Source organism: Marinobacter sp. G11 (assembly GCF_021282325.1).
In the GTDB taxonomy this organism is placed as follows: Bacteria; Pseudomonadota; Gammaproteobacteria; order Pseudomonadales; family Oleiphilaceae; genus Marinobacter; species Marinobacter vinifirmus.
This window is the reverse complement of record NZ_JAJSPB010000023.1, coordinates 41,741-61,116: the sequence shown is the minus strand read 5'-3', so window position 1 is coordinate 61,116 and position 19,376 is coordinate 41,741. Positions and strand designations below refer to the sequence as shown.

The 19,376-nt window shown below is 57.7% G+C and carries 17 protein-coding genes and 1 pseudogene; 10 read left to right on the top strand and 8 right to left on the bottom strand.

Annotated features, from left to right (window positions below; genetic code table 11):
* Window positions 1–119: 119 nt before the first annotated feature.
* The 3 genes from LWH94_RS14035 to LWH94_RS14025 form a co-directional block, all read right to left on the bottom strand.
* A complete protein-coding gene (locus LWH94_RS14035) occupies window positions 120–509 on the bottom strand; it encodes a hypothetical protein (protein WP_232902601.1) in 390 nt (129 codons plus the stop codon).
* A gap of 146 nt (window positions 510–655) precedes the next feature.
* The gene (locus LWH94_RS14030) at window positions 656–3,685 is read right to left on the bottom strand and encodes a Tn3 family transposase (protein WP_092034118.1); all 3,030 of its coding nucleotides are present in this window, start codon (window positions 3,683–3,685) and stop codon (window positions 656–658) included.
* 7 nt (window positions 3,686–3,692) lie between these two features.
* Window positions 3,693–4,952, bottom strand: coding sequence for a site-specific integrase (locus LWH94_RS14025; RefSeq protein WP_232902600.1), 1,260 nt, complete (start codon window positions 4,950–4,952; stop codon window positions 3,693–3,695).
* A 225-nt stretch (window positions 4,953–5,177) separates the two neighbouring features.
* Between LWH94_RS14025 and LWH94_RS14020 the strand changes: the two genes are divergently transcribed.
* Window positions 5,178–6,263, top strand: a complete 1,086-nt coding sequence (locus tag LWH94_RS14020; protein WP_092034123.1) for a DNA-binding protein — start codon at window positions 5,178–5,180, stop codon at window positions 6,261–6,263.
* Between the two features lie 209 nt (window positions 6,264–6,472).
* Here LWH94_RS14020 and LWH94_RS19640 read toward each other — a convergent pair whose 3' ends face one another.
* The 3 genes and pseudogenes from LWH94_RS19640 to LWH94_RS14010 form a co-directional block, all read right to left on the bottom strand.
* Window positions 6,473–6,688 carry a diguanylate cyclase domain-containing protein gene (locus LWH94_RS19640; protein ID WP_367187246.1) on the bottom strand — a complete coding sequence of 72 codons (216 nt, stop codon included), beginning with the start codon at window positions 6,686–6,688 and terminating at the stop codon, window positions 6,473–6,475.
* A 36-nt stretch (window positions 6,689–6,724) separates the two neighbouring features.
* The gene (locus LWH94_RS14015; protein WP_092034130.1) at window positions 6,725–7,540 is read right to left on the bottom strand and encodes a DODA-type extradiol aromatic ring-opening family dioxygenase; all 816 of its coding nucleotides are present in this window, start codon (window positions 7,538–7,540) and stop codon (window positions 6,725–6,727) included.
* 372 nt (window positions 7,541–7,912) lie between these two features.
* A pseudogene (locus LWH94_RS14010) lies at window positions 7,913–8,475 on the bottom strand (Tn3 family transposase); the annotation flags it as partial.
* 2 nt (window positions 8,476–8,477) lie between these two features.
* Here LWH94_RS14010 and LWH94_RS14005 point away from each other — a divergent pair.
* From LWH94_RS14005 to LWH94_RS13995, 3 genes are all read left to right on the top strand, one after another.
* A complete protein-coding gene (locus tag LWH94_RS14005; protein WP_442914995.1) occupies window positions 8,478–8,822 on the top strand; it encodes a helix-turn-helix domain-containing protein in 345 nt (114 codons plus the stop codon).
* Between the two features lie 79 nt (window positions 8,823–8,901).
* Entirely contained in the window at window positions 8,902–9,195 is a 294-nt protein-coding gene (locus LWH94_RS14000) for a type II toxin-antitoxin system RelB/DinJ family antitoxin (RefSeq protein ID WP_011784162.1), read from the top strand.
* Window positions 9,188–9,472, top strand: coding sequence for a type II toxin-antitoxin system RelE/ParE family toxin (locus LWH94_RS13995; protein WP_011784161.1), 285 nt, complete (start codon window positions 9,188–9,190; stop codon window positions 9,470–9,472). The genes LWH94_RS14000 and LWH94_RS13995 overlap by 8 nt, the downstream gene beginning before the upstream one ends.
* 77 nt (window positions 9,473–9,549) lie before the next feature.
* Here the strand turns inward: LWH94_RS13995 and LWH94_RS13990 are convergent, their stop codons facing one another.
* Entirely contained in the window at window positions 9,550–9,984 is a 435-nt protein-coding gene (locus tag LWH94_RS13990; protein WP_011784160.1) for a universal stress protein, read from the bottom strand.
* 147 nt (window positions 9,985–10,131) lie between these two features.
* Here LWH94_RS13990 and slyA point away from each other — a divergent pair, with 147 nt between their 5' ends.
* The 4 genes from slyA (at window position 10,132) to LWH94_RS13970 (ending at window position 14,045) form a co-directional block, all read left to right on the top strand.
* On the top strand, window positions 10,132–10,602 hold the full coding sequence (gene slyA, locus LWH94_RS13985) for a transcriptional regulator SlyA (protein ID WP_011784159.1): 471 nt from the start codon (window positions 10,132–10,134) through the stop codon (window positions 10,600–10,602).
* 13 nt (window positions 10,603–10,615) lie between these two features.
* Window positions 10,616–11,806 carry an HlyD family secretion protein gene (locus LWH94_RS13980; protein WP_198324799.1) on the top strand — a complete coding sequence of 397 codons (1,191 nt, stop codon included), beginning with the start codon at window positions 10,616–10,618 and terminating at the stop codon, window positions 11,804–11,806.
* The gene (locus tag LWH94_RS13975; RefSeq protein WP_011784157.1) at window positions 11,799–13,430 is read left to right on the top strand and encodes a DHA2 family efflux MFS transporter permease subunit; all 1,632 of its coding nucleotides are present in this window, start codon (window positions 11,799–11,801) and stop codon (window positions 13,428–13,430) included. Before LWH94_RS13980 ends, LWH94_RS13975 begins: the two co-directional genes overlap by 8 nt.
* 219 nt (window positions 13,431–13,649) lie before the next feature.
* Window positions 13,650–14,045 carry an ectoine synthase gene (locus tag LWH94_RS13970; RefSeq protein WP_091703156.1) on the top strand — a complete coding sequence of 132 codons (396 nt, stop codon included), beginning with the start codon at window positions 13,650–13,652 and terminating at the stop codon, window positions 14,043–14,045.
* A gap of 107 nt (window positions 14,046–14,152) precedes the next feature.
* Here the strand turns inward: LWH94_RS13970 and LWH94_RS13965 are convergent, their stop codons facing one another.
* Window positions 14,153–14,575: a TetR/AcrR family transcriptional regulator C-terminal domain-containing protein gene (locus LWH94_RS13965; RefSeq protein ID WP_232902599.1), complete on the bottom strand. Its 423-nt coding sequence runs from the start codon at window positions 14,573–14,575 to the stop codon at window positions 14,153–14,155.
* Between the two features lie 221 nt (window positions 14,576–14,796).
* Here LWH94_RS13965 and aupA point away from each other — a divergent pair, with 221 nt between their 5' ends.
* Window positions 14,797–16,137, top strand: a complete 1,341-nt coding sequence (gene aupA / locus LWH94_RS13960; protein ID WP_232902598.1) for an alkane uptake protein AupA — start codon at window positions 14,797–14,799, stop codon at window positions 16,135–16,137.
* A gap of 11 nt (window positions 16,138–16,148) precedes the next feature.
* Complete coding sequence (locus tag LWH94_RS13955; RefSeq protein ID WP_232902597.1) at window positions 16,149–19,364, top strand: Ig-like domain-containing protein; 3,216 nt, start codon at window positions 16,149–16,151, stop codon at window positions 19,362–19,364.
* The last annotated feature ends 12 nt before the right edge of the window (window positions 19,365–19,376 follow it).

Below are 19,376 nucleotides of genomic sequence, written 5' to 3'. Positions count from 1 at the left end.
GGGCACTGAGACTTCGGAGTAAGAAGAGAAACCCCGCGTCGCTACGCTCCGATGGGTGGCAGCCTTGCTCCGGTCCGGGTGGCAGGCTTCACGTGGAATGGGTGGCAACCTTCAGCGGTTTACGCAATGAACACGCCTTTTCCAGCATTGATGGTATTGGCACCATCCAGACTCTGCCAATCCATGCCGTCACGCTGGAAACCGATAAAGAACCCATCGGTAAAGCCACTCACACCCTCAATACCACTGTCTTCACCGACGGTCACTGAACGCAGGTTTGTGAGGGGCGCGCAGCTAGCACCTTCGTTACAAGTAGTATCGACACCCGGCAGTTTTACACCCACATGCGTTGCCCGGTTACTCGTCTCAGCCAGCCCGGCTCCTGCATAAAGAGTCGCGTCATATACACTGTTGTCAAATTCATCGTCACGAATCTTCAGCCCGGTAATATTGCCACTAAAACTCTCAGTATGAGAAGAAACAGACCCACGAGCCTCCGCAAAACCCATCCGGAACCCCTTCAGGCCGGCAGAATCCTCAGCAAGTTCGATATAGGGCTTACGGGCCTCAAAAGGAATAGAGGGTTGGTAGACAAACGTGAAAAATAGTCTAAAAACGCCCCTAACCAAATGAATTAGTTGTAGTTTAGTCCGTTTTATTTCGGCTCATATTTTGGGTTCACCTGATCACCGGGCGTCCCTTGAGGGGTAAGCTCAGCAAGTTTCAAATCAAACAACTGCTGCCCTACCGGACGTCTAAAGTCCAATGTGTAATCTCCAAAACGATTGATATGACGGGTTCGGTACGGCGATAGCGCTTTCAGGACATCTTCGGTGATGGCGATTCCTTCCGCTGCCATATCGCGCAATACCCGGCTGAGAGCTTCGACGTTGTGCAAGATCAGCATATTCGCCACCAGGTGGTTGTACTTCACCACCTTTTGCTGCTCATGCCGGAGGTTGGCCGCAATGATGCCCTCGCCACCAAAAAAACTCCATTTTGCAAACCCGTTAAACTGCTCGTTCTTGTTGGTTGCGGCGTGAATGGTCTGACGTAATTCCACATTGTCGATGTAGTTCAACAGGAAACCGGTCCGCACGACCTTCCCCAGCTCCCGGAAGGCGAAATACAGTTTGTTCTTGCGGCTGTAGGTTCCCAGCCGCCTCAGGATCGTTGATGCCGTAATTTTACCAAGCTTGATGGACACGGCCACACGCAACATATCCGGGAGGTGTCGTTCAATCCGCGCCCAGTCTATATGACCGTTGAACAGCTCTTCGATATGCGCGTAACGGAACCGCCTGTCGGGCCGGTAGAAGTTCAGATCCTTGATATTCCGGATACGCGGCATCAGCTTGATCCCCAGTAGATACGCGAGCCCGAAAACGGGATAGCTCTGGGCCTGCGTATCACCGTGCAAGGTATCTGGCTGGATATCGCTCCGATTCTCAAGCAGTCCGTCGAGGATGTACACCGCCTCGTGAACGCCGCAGGGGATGAAATGACTGAACAATGCGATATAAGTGTCCGAGACGTGGTAGTAACCGATGCCGCCGTAACCGCCATAGCGGATGTGGTACTCGCTGAGCAGGTTTTGCTCGTAGAGGTTCCACTTGGTGCCGTCAGCGGCAGCCCGACGGCCTGTGCCCCAGTATCCGGGCAGTTCGTATTTCTTGTACGCGTTGATGACCTTGACGATAGCGCGATCTAGCCTGTCTTCAGTGACGTGGTTAAGGTTGAGCCAGGCTATCTGGCGACGGTTCAGTTGCTTGATGGAGTCGGCGGTCTGGGAGGGTCCCAGATTGCAGCCGTAGCAGAAAAGCGTAGCGATAAACCGCAACCGGGGGTTTTCCACGCGCCCCTCATAGCCTGATAATGGCCCGAATTCCCGATGTAATCCAAGCCAGCGCTCCGCATCGACCAGAACGTCGACGATGCTGCGGGTGCCAAGCCGCCGTGTGATGTCGTCATCGAGGGCCTGCCAGTTTGTTGGCAGCCCCTGTTTCTGACTGCGTTTGATTACGATGCGACCGTCTTCGATCACGGCGTGTGTGTTGTCCGGGAAGGCTGCGTCCACTGAGCGGCTCACCTGAGTCAATTGATCCTTGAGATGGCGACTGAGAGCCTTCGGTTCGATGGGAAGCTCCACTTCCAGCCCGTACTGATCAATTTCCTGCTCATAATCCGACCAACTCACCAGTTGATCGCGATGGTCATCGAAGCGATCCCCGTGAACAACCGCCAGATCCGCTGACTTCAGTTCCTGTTTCACCAGATTCAAAACGGCCAACTCAAAATATTTACGGTGAACCGTCACACTGTCCGGCCGGATGAAAATCAGACGGCGCCATTTTTCGAGCGTCCACTTGGTCTGCTGGATGCTTTCGACCAGAGCCGGCGCATGGACCCGCAAATCCAGCGTCTCGGCTTTCAATGAACGGGTCTTTCGGAGTAACTCGATCAGTTGCATCGACAGCATGTCGCTGGAGGTGCTTTGAAACGTCAGTATTTCCAGGCAGTTGTACAGAAGGCTGCGTTTGGTTCGAAACGGTCGCAACATGAAAGGCAGGTAGTTATTGCCGGCGTAGGCCAGATGCTCCTCACATTCGTCCAGCCACTCCTGGCGCTTGTCTCCGATAACGGCCTGAAGCGATTGCCACGGGTTTGGCTCGGCCTCCATGGCAGTCAACACGTCTTTAAAGCAGGACACCAGTCGATCGGTGCGCTGGGTCTGCTCCATTTGATAGGTAAGGAGATTTTGCTGAGCGGTGGTTTCCAGTTGCCTCATCAGCTTGATCATAAGCTCTGCGGTATCATCCAGCGCCTGGGCATACTGTTGCCGGATCAGGACCACCGCCAGGGCATAGCGTTTACGCGCAGGGATTCGAGCCATTTTGGCCACATCCAGCGCTCGTGCTTCGTGGGCGAACTGTCGCCGCTTGGTCACGGGAATTGATTTGACGCCCGGCAATTGCTCGACGATACCCTTCAGCCACTTGAGGTGTTGCAGATAGGACCGGATTTCTTTATTCGTCGGCTTTCGGATTTCTCGCTTCAGTCGTTGCCAGCCGCTGATCTCGATCCCCGGTGGCGATACCAGCAAGTCATTGACCAGTGCCTTTGTTTCGTCGTTGAGTTCGCTGACGATGGACCGGTAACAGCGGTCATTGACGGTGGCCCGGGCATCCTTGGCGAGCCTCAATAACACCGTAAAGCCGGGAATTTCGAAACGGTGACGCACCAACTCTTCCAGAAGGATATTGATGATATCGGTCAGCACTTCGCGGGACTCGGCGGCTTTCGTTGCTTGGCTCGATAGCCAAGCATGAGCCGCCTCGTCCAGCGTCCGGCTGCCTACATAAGTTCGAATCCACGGGATATGGCGTTTACGGGTGGCAGAACGATCATACTGTTGTCGTTGGGCTTTGGTCGGCTGTTTGTCGAGACCAAGGCACTGCGCAATGTGACGACGCAAATCGCCAGGCAAATCGACCGACGAGGAAAAGAACCCCTGTTTCTGATACGCCTTCAGGTGAAGCAGTAAAAAGAAGCGCTCCAGGATCGGCCGGGTGCGCCGACGAGCCCAGCGCTGTTCGCCGGACGTGGGCGTGTATACTGCATCAAGTTCCTGTTGCGGGATATCCGACCGAAACCGTGGATAGGCTGTTTCCTGAATAGCACTCATAACCGGCTCAATCCCATGCTTGCCCGGTGGCCGGGTCCTTGATCCGTGTCTCCACCCAGCAGGCTTTATCGGACGCAATGCGGTGTATCTCATCGATCAAGTCGTCCATCATTTCGTCCAGCTGCTCATCCGACGTTGCAGGCACCTCAATGCGGTAGTCCCCATTGTTCTGCTGTTCCATCTCGAACGGTTTCAGGCAGTGGGCTTCGATTACCGTGCGGGCCTGATGGTGTTTCCGGCTGCGAGGACGTTGCGGCTCCAGGGTGAGCTGAACGGTTAATGCCCGGTAACTTGGCTCGGATACGCTCGCCAGGCGTGGCTGACCGACAGACGACGCCACTTCGGTTGGGATTTGCATCAGGGCAAGCTCGAACGGCGATTTAGCTTCAATGTATCGCAAGGCGGTCTGGGTATCCCGCCAACCGACGTACTCCATCAGCGCTTTGAGTTCCCAGCCGGAAGCACTGGCCCAGGTGGCAAAACCGCGTCGCAGCGAGTGGCTGCTGAACGCTTCCACAGCGTCAATGTCTGCGTCGGCCAGAAGCTGGCGCAGCAGCGGCACGATGCTGTTCGGGTGCAATGAAGTATTGGAAATATTTCCCCAGCGATCAATCGCCCTGAATAGCGCACCGCTGGGCTGGTTCAAAAAGTCCAGCCAATCCTGACAGGCCTCCACGGGACAGCACTGCCTCAGAGCTGGCACCTTGTACAGGCGACCTTCGGCCTGACGATCCCCCTTGCTCCTCCGCAAGTACAAGGACATACCGGCAGCGGGGGCCAGCGTGACATCGTCAATGGTTAATCGACAGAGTTCGTCACTGCGAAAGGCTCGCCAGAATCCGAGCAAGACCATGGCCCGGTTGCGTAACCAGACCCCGAGGCGCCTTGAATCCTGCTGACGCGCCTGCGCGATCTTTCCGGCCAGCCACTGATCCAGTTGCTGTAGCTGGGTGATGGCCAGTGGCTTGGCTTGTTTTTGCCGGTACGGATGCTCTTCGCGTATGCCCTTGAGAACCGTGCGTACTAAAGGAGCTTTTGTTGGGTCTGGAAACCCCTGGTCCCGGTGCCAGCGTGCCAGTGCCGCCAGGCGCTGCTTCAGGGTGGCGGCAGAAAGCCTCTCGGCATGATCGGCGAGATAGCGAGCAACGCTGTCGGCGGTTGCGGGCAGAAACCCGCCCCAGGTCACCTCAAAATGCTCGACTGCGGATCGGTAGCTCCGTCGGGTATTGTCGCGGGTAGCAGCCTGAACGTACCGATCAACCGTCATTGGGCGCACCGACGTCGTCCGATTTCGGCAATGCTCTTGTCGCTTCCCTTATCCAACGTTCGGCTGCTTCGCACACGTGTTGATCGAGTGGTTCGGCTTGTTTGTGCATTTTTGATCTCCTGGTGCGGCCTTGGTCCGGGGCGGCAAATCGAGTCATATCGTACCGAGCATCGGTCAGTATAGCCGTCGAAATGAGCATCACAATGGATAACTCTGGATTATCACATGTCTGTAAAGCTGTACTTTCCAACGATCTTTCTGGTGTATATAGTACGTATTTACATAATACGTAACACAGTACGAAATAAACATGAGGACACGATCATGGCCCGAGGCGGCATCACCCAACCCCTGGTCGAGGACGCCCGTAAACGTCTTCTGGCTCGCAATGTTTACCCCTCCATCGACGCCATACGAGCCGAGCTGGGCAACACCGGCTCAAAGACCACCATCAGCAACCACCTGAAAGCGATCGAGGCGCGTGAAAGCGCTCGTCTGGACGATGAAGCGCTTCTGAGCAGCCACGTTACCGACTTGGTAGGCCAACTGGCTCGGCAATTACGTCAGGACGCACAGGAGACCATCGAGCAGGCCGAACAGCGCCAACAGGCCGAGGTGGCCGGCCTGCAGGAAGCTTTAACAGCACAGACCGCTGAAACCAGGCAACACCAGGCGCAAAATGCAGTGTTGGCTCAGGCGCGGGATGATTTACAGGCGGAGGTCCTTGGGTTACGTGAGGCGCTCTCGAAACTCGAAGGCGATAACCGCGCACAGGCCCAGCGCATTGAAAGTTTGACTGAGCAGGTTCAGGGCAAGCAACGCCAGGTGAATTCACTCGAAGAAAAGCACAACCATGCCCGGCAGGCGCTGGAGCATTATCGCGGTTCCGTGAAAGAGCAGCGCGAGCAGGATCAGCGGCGGCATGAGCAGCAGGTCCAGCAAGTCCAGGAAGAGCAACGCCACTTGCAACAAGCCCTAGTCGTGAAACGCGACGAGCAGACCCAGGCCACCCGGGAGATCAGCCGGCTGTTCACAGAGGTGACTGAAGTTCGAAAGCAGTCGGATGGGTTGACCCAGCAACTGGGCGAGCGGGAGCGCGAAAATCGTCGTCTGGCCGACAAAACAGTGCGGCTAGAGCAGCAAGTCGTGGCGTTACGCCAACGAAAGGCTGCCTTTGAAAAGCAGCAGCGCGTGAACGACCAACTGAAAGCGAAGGTGCAGCAGCTTGAAACCGAGCTGAGCGTGAAGAGTGAGCTGTTGGATCGCTTGAGCGCTGGCAACAATTCCCACGAGGTGAACAGAGTTTCTTGAAATTCCTCCAGACTATGTTTTAAAGCCTACTGCAAGGCTATTGTCGCTCAAGTCTCAGATGTTTTTCATTGGGGGAGCCCGAGTGGTTTGGATGACGGGTTTAGGGCGACGTGTTGTCCGATCTTTTGTTGTCCATCATGCCTAGCTGTAAAAATAAAAGTCGTTTTTTTTCCTCTGTTTCACGGCATACATGGCCACGTCTGCCCGCTCTACCAGCGTTTCCGCCCCCGCCCGTCTTCAGGGTACATTGCAATCCCGATGCTGGTTCCGATAGAGACACGAAGATCGGTGCCCTCAAACTGAAAAGGGGTTTCGAGCGAGTTCAGAAGTTTGCGTGCGACCGTTGCGGCGTCCTTTTTTTCGTCAAGCGAGGGCAACAGGACGGTAAATTCATCGCCACCATAGCGGGCAAGGGTATTTTTGATACCTGAAAGTTTGTGGAGATTGATGCCTTCGGCAGGTCAATCCAGCCTTTCCACTCTCCAATAAAACATCCCCGATTTTTTCCCGAGGATGGTTGCCGATATATGCGTGTCACTGGGCTTGTCCGCAAGCCCGTAGCACACATGCAAAGGCAGAAGGTGTTCTTCCCGGGGGTGGCAGAAGCGGGCGTGGGGCGCTCGCTCCCAGTGAGCCAGGCGCTCACCACGTTCCGATTCCTGCAGGGCGGTATCACCACACGTCTCTTCCAGCCAGTCCTCGAAAGCCTGATTACGAGCCCGAATCTCCGGCGTATCTGTCGCGAAAAACGCCCGCATGTTATGGAACGAGAACCCAGAGCCGATCACGAGCAGGTTGGCGTAGTCCAGCCCCTGCAAAGCACGACCAATCGCCAAGTGGGTGCTGGCATCCAGACTGTCTACCAGGGACAGCTGCACGCATGGGATATCCGCATCCGGATACATCAGCTTGAGCGGCACGAACAGGCCGTGATCAAAGCCCCTTCGATCATCAAGTTGCGCTGGGACTCCGGACTGTTCCAACGCCTGGTAAACCTGCCGCGCCAGCCCCGGCTCTCCCAGGCAGGGATACTCGATACTGTAGGCCTCCGGCGGGAAGTCATAGTAATCGTAGATAAGCTGCGGACTGGCCCCCGAGGTGATCATCGGCACTGACTCCTCCCAGTGGGCGCTGATAACCAGTATAGCCGACGGTTTGTGTAGCCTGTTGGCAAGCTCCGTGAGCCGCTCCACCATTTCACGGTGACCGGGATCCCCCAACAGCGGCATTGGCCCGCCGCCATGGGAAATGAACAGCACATCGGTTTCAGTTTTCATGGCGGTTGCTCCTGTGTTCAGAGTTGGCCCGGCCCTGCCGGCACAATACCCGTCGGGTTCAGCGCCTTGCTGGAGTAATATCCGGCCTTGATGCGATCAAGGTTGACCGTACTGCGTGAACGGTCTCAGTATAGGGGGCCTCAACTCCGTCGTCCGTGACAGGCGCCGGATCATCGGGTGCGAACTGATCAAACACGGATAAGTGGTGTTGATCGCGCGCCACCGCCAGTGAGGGCTGGATATTCTTATCCCTGCACGCCTGGACATTGGCTTTGCTGAAGTACCCTGTATCGGCCAGCAGATCCGTAACGGTGCCGAGGGCCGGGCTGCGGTGGTTTAGGGGTTTGAAGTCCAACGGTACGAAAACGTACGCTAAGGCCATTCGTCCAGCTCCGATGGCTGCTTCAACGGCCTGAGCTGTCCATTCAGCACCTGTTCAGCCAGGGTGAACGAGTAGTGACCCAGCATATTCACATGCTTGTGGCTGAGTGGCGACAATCTGGCTTCGTCCTCTTCTTTCGCGTTCTCGCCCTCGCCCTGTTGTCTCAGGTGATCCAGGGCGGCCTGCATGTATATCGTATTCCACAGTACCAGGCGTTGGTCACCAAGCCCAATGCACCAAGTTGGTCTTCCTGACCCTCCCGGTACCGTTTCCGGATTTCGCCACGTTGGCCGTGGCAGATGGCCCGTGCGACCGCGTGACGGCTTTCCCTGCGATTCAACTGGGTCAGAATCCGACGGCGGTAATCTTCATCATCCACGTAGTTCAGCAGGTAAAGGGTCTTATTGATCCGGCCCGCATCAATGATGGCTTGTGCCAGACTGGAAGGCCGATCACTTTTCAGTAGCGAGCGGACCAGCTCGGAGGCCTGCACGGTCCCCAGTTTGAGCGAACCGGCAATGTGCATCATGTCATCCCAGTGCTGTTCGATCTTGTATTGACGCAACTGCGGGCCAGCTCATCAAAGAGTTCGACAACATGGGTGTGGCTATCCGGTTCCTCGACGATGGGATCAGCACCGAGGGGACCATGGGCAAGATGGTAGTCACCATCCTGTCGGCCGTGGCCCAGGCCGAGCGTCAGCGCATACTGGAACGCACCAACGAGGACCGCCTGGAGGCCAAGGCCAAGGGGGTCAAGTTTGGCCGTAAACCCACGGTGGACAAGGATAAAGTCCGTGCCCTGCACAGCCAGGGAGTGGGGGCTACGGAGATCGCCAGGAGGTTAAAGATAGGCCGGTCAACAGTCTATAAAATACTGGCATCTGACCAAACGCGGTGATTTTGCTAATGTCCACAGCTTGACTGTATCGCATTTGAGATACAAAATAGAGTCACGTATGACAAACGGAGAATTCATCATGGCTCACACTTCAATGCTGCACGTTCGTGTGGACGACGAGCTGAAGGCTGATGCAGCGGAAAAGCTCGCCAGCTTCGGCTTGACGGTATCAGATGCCGTCCGCATCCTTCTAACCCGCGTAACCAAAGAGGGCGGATTGCCCGTTGGGTTAACGGCTGATCCGGAAGCCCATGACGCCTGGTTCCGCGATAAAGTGAAAGAGGCCCTGGCTGATGCCCGACCTACCGTTCCTCATCAACAGGTAATGGATGAGGCACAAGCGTTGATCGACAGAAAGCGTCGCCGTGCCTGAACTGGAATGGCTGGAACTGGCTCGTACCGATCTGCTAGGGATTGTCGATTACATCTCTGATGACAATCCCGATGCAGCACAGCGCGTAAAAGATGATATCGAGATGAAAGCTGAAAAGCTGCCGGAGTTCCCCACAATAGGCCGCCCTGGTCGGGTTGAAGGGACCCGGGAACTCGTCGCCTGGTCGAACTATATCCTCGTGTACCAGGAGGATGCCTTGACGGTACGAATACTGCGCGTGTTACATGCTGCGCAGCAGTGGCCGCCAACCGATTAACACCTGAATCAAGGGCTTTCTCCTCAGCCTAGCCGGCGAAGACCTTGATGAAGACCCTGCGACATATTCCTTGACAACTACCGGTCCGCAACGGCCACCAGCAGGCTGCATGGCGCGTGGGCGAGCAGCGAAGCGCCGACGGAGCCGTGCCACCACCGGGCCATCGCGCTCTGTTCACGGTGACCGACCACGACCAGATCCGCGCCGACCTCGTGCGCCATTCGGCCGATCTCCTCGGCGGGGTTGCCCGCAGCGAGGCGCGTGTCGACGGAAAGCCCCGCCCGCCGCAGCGCTTCCGCGCCCTCCGTCAGCACGCGGCGCACTTCCTGATATTCTCGCTCCGGCAGGTCTGAGGGTGCCGCCGCTTCAGCGAGCGCGACACCCAGTTCATGGGTGACGACGGCGAGGAGATAGACACGAGCCTGGCAAAGCGAAGCCAGCTCGGCCCCCTGGTCCAGCGCCTCACGGCCTTGCCGGCTGCCGTCATAGGCTAGGAGGATCGTCCTGTACATCGTGGTGCTCCTTTCTGTGATCGGGATGGAACGCCTTTCCCGGTCCTCTGCTCTAGACAGTGCTGCCTTCGGGGCTACATCCCTCGCCATTTGATACTTAGCTATCTATTGATTATAGTACAGCTACATAATGATGCAGGCAATGAGATGACGAAGCCACTTCACGATCAGGAACAATTCGGCCTTCGCCTCGGGCTGGTCGCCCGGCTGTGGCGCGCCGAAATCGACCGGCGGCTGGCCACCTTTGGCCTCACCGAGTCCCGCTGGTTGACCCTGTTACATCTCTCTCGCCTGCCCCAGGCGGCAACCCAGCGTGAATTGGCCGAGGCGGTCGGGGTGCGGGGGCCGACCCTGGTACGCGCGCTGGACCGGCTGGAAGCGGAGGGGCTGATCGAACGCCGCACGGAAGCCGCCGACCGGCGCACCAAATCGGTTCACCTGCGTGCGGAGGCTGCCCCTGTTCTGGAACGGATCGAAGCTACCACAGCGGCGGTGCGGGCGGAAATCTTATCCGACCTGTCCCATGCCGAGGTGGCGACCTGTCTGAAGGTCTTCGAGAAGATCGCCGACAAGCTGGGCGGCACCCCAAGGGCGATGCAGCCTGTGGACAAAAACTGATGAGAGCTAGAGCGTGAACCAGCATATGACCCACCGGGAACACCAGGACGACGATCAGGAAACCGATCTACGCACCGCCCCCGACAAGAAGAGGGAGGCTGAGTCAGAGACGGCTTTACCTCCTGCCCGCCCTCGGCCATGGCGATGGTATGGCGCGATCCTGGCGACGCTGATCGTTCTCGGAGGTGGCGGCTGGTGGCTGTATCAGCAGCTCACCCATGTCGTTGTGACGGATGCCCGTGTCGCCGCCGACATTGTTGCCATGAGCAGCCGGGTTCCCGGTTGGGTGACGGTACTTGAAGTGACCGATGGCGATGCCGCGCAGAGAGGCAGGGTTTTGATCCGGATCGACGACCGGGAAAGCCGTCTCCGTGTCGAGGCGCTTGACGCGCAACTCGCCGGGATTGCCCGCCGCCGCGAGGAGATCGAAGCGCGCATCGCACTCACCGACCGTCAGACACAGAGCCGCATTACCGCCAAACAGGCAGCGGTGAGGGCGGCAGAGGCCAGGTTGGCAGCAGCGGCAGCGCAACTCGATCTTGCCAGACAGGAGAATGACCGGGCGGAGAAGCTGGCGCCGAGCGGTGCCATCAACCGTGCGCGCCTGGACCAGACGCGGGCGGCGCTGGAGACGGCAAAGCAGCAGACATTGAGCGCCCAGGCGGACCTGGAAAATGCCCGCGCCGCCCTGGCCGAGGCTGAAGCCGCGCGCGGGGAACTCACGGTGCTGCGCACCCAGCTCGCCGAACTCGGCCCGGAGGAGCAGCGGCTACGTGCACAAAAAGCCCAGGCCGAACTCGACCTGGAAGATCGCACCATCGTCATGCCATTCGACGGCGTGGTGGACCGGGTATTTGTGGACAAGGGCGAATATGTCACCCCCGGCCAACGCCTGCTGATGGTGCATGATCCCGAGCGGGTGCGTGTCGAAGCGAACGTCAAGGAGACCGACATCCGCTTCTTCCGGCCGGGAAAGAGCGTGATGATCACTGTCGATGCCCTGCCGGGGCGGCGCTTTGAGGGCAGGGTCACGCGCGTCGGGCAGTCCGCCACCAGCGAGTTCGCCCTGCTGCCCAACCCCAACCCGAGCGGCAATTTCACCAAGATCACCCAGCGCCTGCCAGTGCGCATCGCGGTGCAGCAGGACGGCGGCGAACTCAAGCCGGGTATGATGGTGGAGCTGGAGGCGAGAGCCGATGACTAGCGCGCCCCGGCCGGACAGTATCGAGGGGCTATTCGCCCGTTTCGGCCCGTCCTATCGCTGGCTGGTCACAGCGACGGTCATGATGGGCACGATCGCCACTATCCTGACCGCCACCATCGTCAATGTAGCCCTGCCGGATATCATGGGCGCTTTCGGCATGGGCCAGGACAAGGCGCAACTTCTCTCCACCGGCTTCCTCGCCGCGATGACCGGGACCATGCTGCTCAATGCCTGGATGGTCGATACCCTCGGCCAGCGCGCGACCTTTATGTTGGCGATAACCATCTTTATCGCCGCCTCCATCATGGGTGGGCTCGCCCCCGCCGAGGGCGTGCTGATCCTGGCCCGTGTTTTACAAGGCGGCGCGGCCGGCATCCTCCAGCCGCTCGCCATGCAGACGATCTTCCAGGTCTTTCCGCCGGAGAAACGCGGGTCGGCCATGGGAATTTACGGCATCGGCGTGGTGCTGGCCCCGGCGCTTGGCCCGACGCTTGGCGGCATCATGGTCGACAGCTTCAGCTGGCGCTATGTCTTCTTCATGGCCGTGCCCTTCTGCTTCATCGGCCTGTTTATGGCCGCGATCTTGATGCCGGGGCGCGCAACCTCCGGTCCGCCGCGCAAATTCGACTGGATCGGCTTTGGACTGATGACGGTGTTTCTCGTGACCCTGCTCAACGGGTTGTCGAACGGGCAGCGTGACGGCTGGATCTCCGACCCCATCCTGCGCGACTTCGCCATCGCCCTGGTCGCGGGCATCGGCTTCATCGTCTGGGAGCTGCGCACGTCCGCACCCATGCTCAATCTCAAGCTCTTCACGAACCGGGTCTATGCGGGCGCCTCCGTCGTGGCCTTCATTTTCGGAGCAGGCATCTTCGGTTCGACCTTCCTGATCCCGCTGTTCGTCCAGACGATCCAGGGCTACACGCCGACCCGCTCGGGCCTGCTGCTAATGCCGGCGGGGCTGATTCTGGCCCTGGTCTTCCCCATCGCGGGGCGGCTGACTGACAGGACACCCGCCTATGCCACGGTCATGTTTGGGCTTGTGATTTTCGCGTTGTCATCGTTTCTTATGAGCAACGTGGATACCAATACCTCGTTCTGGCTGTTCGCCTGGTGGATCATGCTGGGGCGTATCGGCCTTGGTTTCATCATGCCGAGCCTGAACGCCGGCGCCCTCAAGGCGCTCCCCATGACGCTACTCAGTCAGGGCTCCGGCGCCATCAACTTCGTGCGCCAACTCGGCGGGGCGTTTGGTGTCAACCTGCTCTCCATCGCTCTGGAGCGGCGATCTCAGCTCTACGTAGACAGCTTCACGGCGGCACAGCATGCAGGCAACAGTGCAACGACCGCTATGCTGCACGAAGTAACCGGCTTGTTTGCACAGGCTGGCGTGCCGGAGGCGATACGCCAGGCCGGGGCGATGAACTATCTTGGCCGCGTGATCTACAGCCAGGGCAACATGCTGGGGTACCGGGACAGCTTCTTTATCGTCGGCGCGATCTTCCTGGCCGCCCTTGTTCCGGCGCTGATGATGCGCCGGAGGTCCACGCCTCCGGCGCTGCCGGCCAGCGAGGCCATGCGTCACCCGCCATCGTCGCAGAACGCGATTCAGCAGAGTCGGTGACGCACGTGTCAAGGGGCCACCTCACGAAACGGAAAATAGCGTACGTTAAGCCTCTCGCGGCGTGCGGAGCGGGCCACACCGGGCAATGACAGCCGGGAAGCGCTAGAGGGGTATGACCAGTGGCAGGAGGAAAGGGCCACTTGAAATATATAGATGCCTAATGTTTATACTATAAAGTTGTTTCACCCGATTCTGACCAACCAACCATGAGATACGCCCATGAAAATCGTTAAAGTTCAGGACATCATTGGTACCGAGCGTGAAGTCAGCGACAAGCAGTGGACCAGCCGCCGCCTGCTGCTCAAGAAGGACGGAATGGGATTTTCCTTCCACGAAACCATCATCAAGGCAGGCTCCGAGCACACTTTCTGGTACAAGCACCACCTGGAAGCCGTTTACTGCGTTGCCGGTAACGGGCGCATCAAGGACCTCGCCACGGGTGAAGTTCACGAGATTACCGACGGTACCCTCTACGCCCTGGACAACCACGACAAGCACACCCTGTACGGTGGCACCGAGGACATGCGCCTGATCTGCGCCTTCAACCCGCCGGTGACCGGCCAGGAAGTTCATGACGAGGACGGCGCCTACCTGCCGGACAGCAGCGATAACTGATCCGCCCTAATAGAGGGCGACTGATCTGACCGCTGGCACACCGCCAGCGCGACTGCTGGCGGTAGCGCTGTTGCTTTGGCTGGTACGTCCATGCCGGAGAATCCCGATTATGCCTGGACACCTTTATTGATCACACCGTCCATAGCGATCTGCCAGACCAAATCACCAATGGCGTCGAGTGACTGGGCCCCGTTCGGGTCGAACCACGTTGCAACCCAGTTAAGCGCCCCAAGGCCGATCAGGCGAAGCAAACGGCCGTCAACATTCTTCCGGACCACGCCCTGCGCAATCATTGTTTCGAGGATACCGGCCCACAGGGACTCGTACTGGTCACGCAGTTCGATGATTTCCTTACTAGCCTCCGGGCCCAGCGCCCGCCATTCAAACAACAGCACGTAAACCGCATCCGAATCTAACAACAGGGCTCGCAGATGTGCGTTGATACAAAGACGCAAACGCTCAACCGGGTCGTCCGAGCTGGCGTAAGCCGACTCGACCTCTGCGGTAACCAGGTCGACTCCCCGGCGCATCAGCTCGACAAGCAGCGCTTCGGCAATCTACTTGAGCGACGTCCTTTCAAAACCTTTCTCACGAAAAAGCCTGGCTGCGTTAAAGACGATCTGTGGCGTCAAGAGGGCCAATGTTCCGAAAAAACAGTTTAAGTAAGCTTTTTTGCTGAACAGCATCTGACCGCCTCAACAAGCGCTGTATAGATGTACTGACAACAATAACGAGAAAACGGAGCATATTAATGCCTAAGACTCCCCTTTTTACTAAGGGCCCTACCTCTTGCCTTGCAATCGCAATTCTGTCCGCTGGGGGTTCTTTTCCCACTCAGGCCAGCATGGGCAACATCGGCACCACCTACGGGGTAATGGCAGCCGACGTGGCTACAGCGCAATCCCTGTCTATGTTCAACGATCAGGTGTCTGCCACTTACTATAACCCGGCTTATCTGACAAAAGATCCCCGGGGAGAGCTGACCCTAGGCCTGCTTCATGCAGAACAGGAACTGAGAGCGGATGGCCCCCTGCGGGATGGCGACGTACTCGCCGACTCACCGAGTCAGCATGTGCTCATCGGCATGAAAACAAATCTTTCTTCCTTGACCCGTTTTAAGCACCCCATTTACTTTGGCTTCATCGCGGGAGTAGAGAAGTATGGCAAGGAACTGCTGGCCTTCAGTTCAAACACATCAGAAAGCGGCCAGTTCATGGAGTATGGCAGGGAACCCCTGTTCCTCAATATCGGTGGTGCCACCAACATCTGGCGAGGTATTGACGCCGGAATCTCGGCAAGAGTCACCCTCGAAGCCACAGCCAAGCTGGATACGTTATCGAACCTGGCCGGTGAGACACGACGTGAGCGCCTGTCAGTCAATGCCGAACCCTCTGTAAAGTCGATTCTCAGTACCTCCATCGACTGGGGCAAAACTTTCTGCCCTGAAAGCGGCTGTTGGTTGAGCGGCTGGGAAACGGCCCTTGCTTACCGGGCAGAATCATCGGCTTCCACCAGTATCGACGCAAACGTCATTGTCGACCAGACGATTCCCGATCCGGGGCTTGCGCTTGCGGTTACCACGATAGACTCCTTTCAGCCGGAAATCTGGGTCGTCGGCACCCAGTATAAAGGTGACGGCTGGCGTATTGGCGGCAGTGTAGAACAACAGAACTGGTCAGGCCTGGAAGATAAATTTACCAGCGACACCATCAAGGATCAGAACAGCCTTTCCCCCGCTGCCCGCATGCAGTTTGACGACACCCTGGTTCCCCGCCTCGGTGGTGAATACATGCTGAACGATAATTTTGCCTTCCGTGCCGGCGTCGCCTATGAAGAATCCCCTCTGAAAACCACCCGAAACCCGGAAATCAACTACCTGGACACAGACAAGATTTCTTTCGGGCTTGGCTTAAGTGCCACCTACAACCGCACCCGTCTTCTGGCCTACCCCGTTCGCGTGGACTTCGCTTACCAGTACCAGATGCTGCAAGAGCGTGACTTCACCATTGTCGACTTCAATGGCAACGAAGAAGACGTTACTGCAGACGGCGATATTCACGTGTTCAGCGGTTCGGTCACGCTGAAATTCTGAAGAGGTGCGGCATGAAAAAAACTACTATTGCATTGATTGTCACCACAGCGCTCGCAGGCTGCGGGGGTAGCGGCGACAAGCAGACCGTTACCCGGGCTCCGACTCCCGGATCGCTGACATTTACCTATCCCGCTGACAGTACGCCCTCCGGCGGCGAACAGCCCGGTGTCACGTCCACCGTTCCCACAACAGCACCTGTCTTCCTGCGTTTCAACAAGTCCATCGACACACCGCTGACAGACATTCCCGATGCTCTGAGCCTCAAGGATGCCACCGGGAACGAGGTTACCCTCACCGACGTGATGTTCACTGATGAAGACAAGACGGGGCTTGCGGCAAAACCGGACAAGGCGCTTGCGCCGGGAACCAGCTACACCCTGACCGCAGAGGGACTTCAGGTTGGCGGCGCACCAGTGTCCCTGACCGCGGACGGAATCAAATTCAAGACAGCACCGGCAACATCCGGCCCCCTTCTGAGCCAGACCGAAGGTACCGGATTTGAACTGGCGCGAACCATTCCGGACGGAGGGAACGACTACCCCGTCACGGACTTTACGACATTCCGGCTTCAGTTTACCGAGCCCGTCGACCCGCAATCGGTGGTATACGGCCAGACCATTCGCCTGACGGACCAGGCCGGTGAACCGGTGAATGCCGAAGTATACGTCAAGGACCACCGGGTTACGGTGGATCCGGAAGGCTACCTGGATCCGGCCCGAACCTATAACCTGACCGTGACCAGCGGCATAAAAAGCGCTCTGCTGGGTGATGCCCTGTCCGAAGATCACACGCTGACCTTCAACCCGACCGACTCCCGCTCTCCGACTGGCAAGCGCCAGATCATGGCTCAGGTAGCTGAAAGCATACAGGGCCAATTGCCACTGACCGGTGCCGATTACAACTCGGTAAACCTGAGCTCCCTTCTTCTGGGCGAAGAAAACCCGACCAGTGTCGCCGGCACTGTGTTCGCGGAGCTGGGTTTTATCCCCAAATTTGAAGCGGCCGGCCAGAGCATTCCCCTGAGGATCGACCGGGGCACCTTGCTGACCGGGAGTTCCGTAGTGGTCAAGGTCGCCGGCGCCGTGCCGGCCGGGTTCGAATCCGAAGCCGTCGAGGTTCGCTTTCTCTCGGACGCCAATGGTTTCCTGATGCCCAATCCCTATACCGATGCAGTGGATGCACCCCGGGTGCTCGAGCTCTACATCGATATGGCCCTGAATACCGGGAACACCATTGCCAACGGTGCCCTTGGCCAACAGCTCATGCACGTGCAGCTGGTGGGTACCGCCATCGTCGAGGACGGCAAGCTGAGTATCGAAGCCGTTGGCGTTATCGAACCGGACGTGATGGGCATTGACACGGCCTCAGGCCTGATCTCCTTCAAGCTGAACGGCTTCCGCAACGTCGAAGACGCCCCGGTACAGGCCGACTTTGCGGATACCGAAGCTCCGACGATCAAGAGCTGGGTGCCTGGCGCCGACAATCAGGACAAGCTTCGCCCGGGCGATAATCTGGTGGTCTACTTCAACGAACCGCTGCTCCCCTCATCCATCCATTCAGACAACATTCAGTTGGAAAAGGATGAGGTACCGGTTGATGCGAACCTGAAAGCCAATGGCGGCAGTGTTGTCATTGATCCCGTGGAACCATTGGAGCATGGCGCAAACTACGTTCTCAGGCTCAATCCCAATGGTGCCTCGTCGCAAAACGGGTCCGGTTTGCGGGACCTGGCCGGCAACACCTTTGCCAGCCAGGTTGCCCTGCCGTTTAAACTCAGCCCGACCGAACCGGGCACGCCAACGGACCAGTCACCGCTTGCCCTGATAACCCGCCCGGGTTATCCCTGCGCAAAAACGGGTATTGATATCAACGCCGGCAACCAGGGACGTTGTACCGGGGGCAAAGACGATGACGACCTGCTACCCATTGGTCAACTCGAAACCGACAAACCTATCGTCATCCGTTTCTCCCAGAACATGAACCCGGAAACCATCATCCCCGGCGACAGTCTGACCGTTGAAAGGCAAACGGATACTGGCCAATGGGAAGAACTTGGTACCTCCGAATACACCCTCACCACCGAGCCACGGTCCCTGACCATTACGCCCCTGGTTCCATGGGAGACAGGCAGGCTCTATCGCTATACGCTGAATGCCGCCAATGATGACAACTCAGTGATAAAGTCAACTGAGGGGCTGCCACTGCAAACCGTCCTGCTCACCCAGGGCAAATGGGATGCAGCCCACAGAACCGAGGGCGGCACGGCGCTGGTGAACTACTTCACCGGTATCGAGAAAAAGAATGCCACCTACCTGCCGCTGAGAAACCTGCCGGCGGCCGATGCCAATGCGGATCTGGACTATACAAAAGATCTTGAGGCCGGCTCTCAAGCAGGAGAAAGCGTTGCCAACGCGGTAGGCCTGGCATCCAATGGGGTCAGCTCACTGGATCCTCCTCAACAGGATTCTCTTGTTGTTGACGCTAACATTGGATGTGGATTCGCCACAGAGCAAGAAGGAGGAGATGGATCCCCCGACATCTGCCCCGAAGACAAGTTCATTTATCTGACAGCCATGCTCGATACCATCGTAGCAGGACAGCCGGACGACCAGGGCCGGGTACCGGTGGAAATTCTGCCCTCTGTGTTAGCCACCACATCCAGCGATGTGTGGGTCAAAATAGATACTCAACTGCTGGATGCGTTTGCAAGAATTGGGCTTGCAGACACCGGCATTGAGGCCGAAGAACTCATCCCGACCGGCCCGCTCATGATGCGCATGAGGTACCCAAGGGATGCCAGTGGCAATGTCGAACCGCTGAATGGCTTTCTCTATACCAATGATCAGGGTCAGTTTACCTTCGAGCTTAATCTGGACGTATACCTGGATGCCCCTTACCTCAATCCAAGCATTGGGCCGGCCTATCTTGACCATAACCTATACAGCTATCCTCTTGATTCCTTGACGGTAAGAGGGCCGGTGATATTTCTCCAGGATGGCCGTATACAGATCAAACTGGCCAATGTCGAGGCAGTCCCGATTGACGTTGAAGTGCGAGGAGATATTACGCTCACATCGGACAACGTCGATGGCCTCTGCAGCTTGGTTCCTGACCTTTGTAACCCGATCATCGATCTTCTGGGACTGAACGCAGACACCGTCATCCATCTTGAAATCCCGCAAGAGATGCTTTCTCTCACCTATCTCTCACCAACGACACAGCAGTAACCCCAAAAAGCC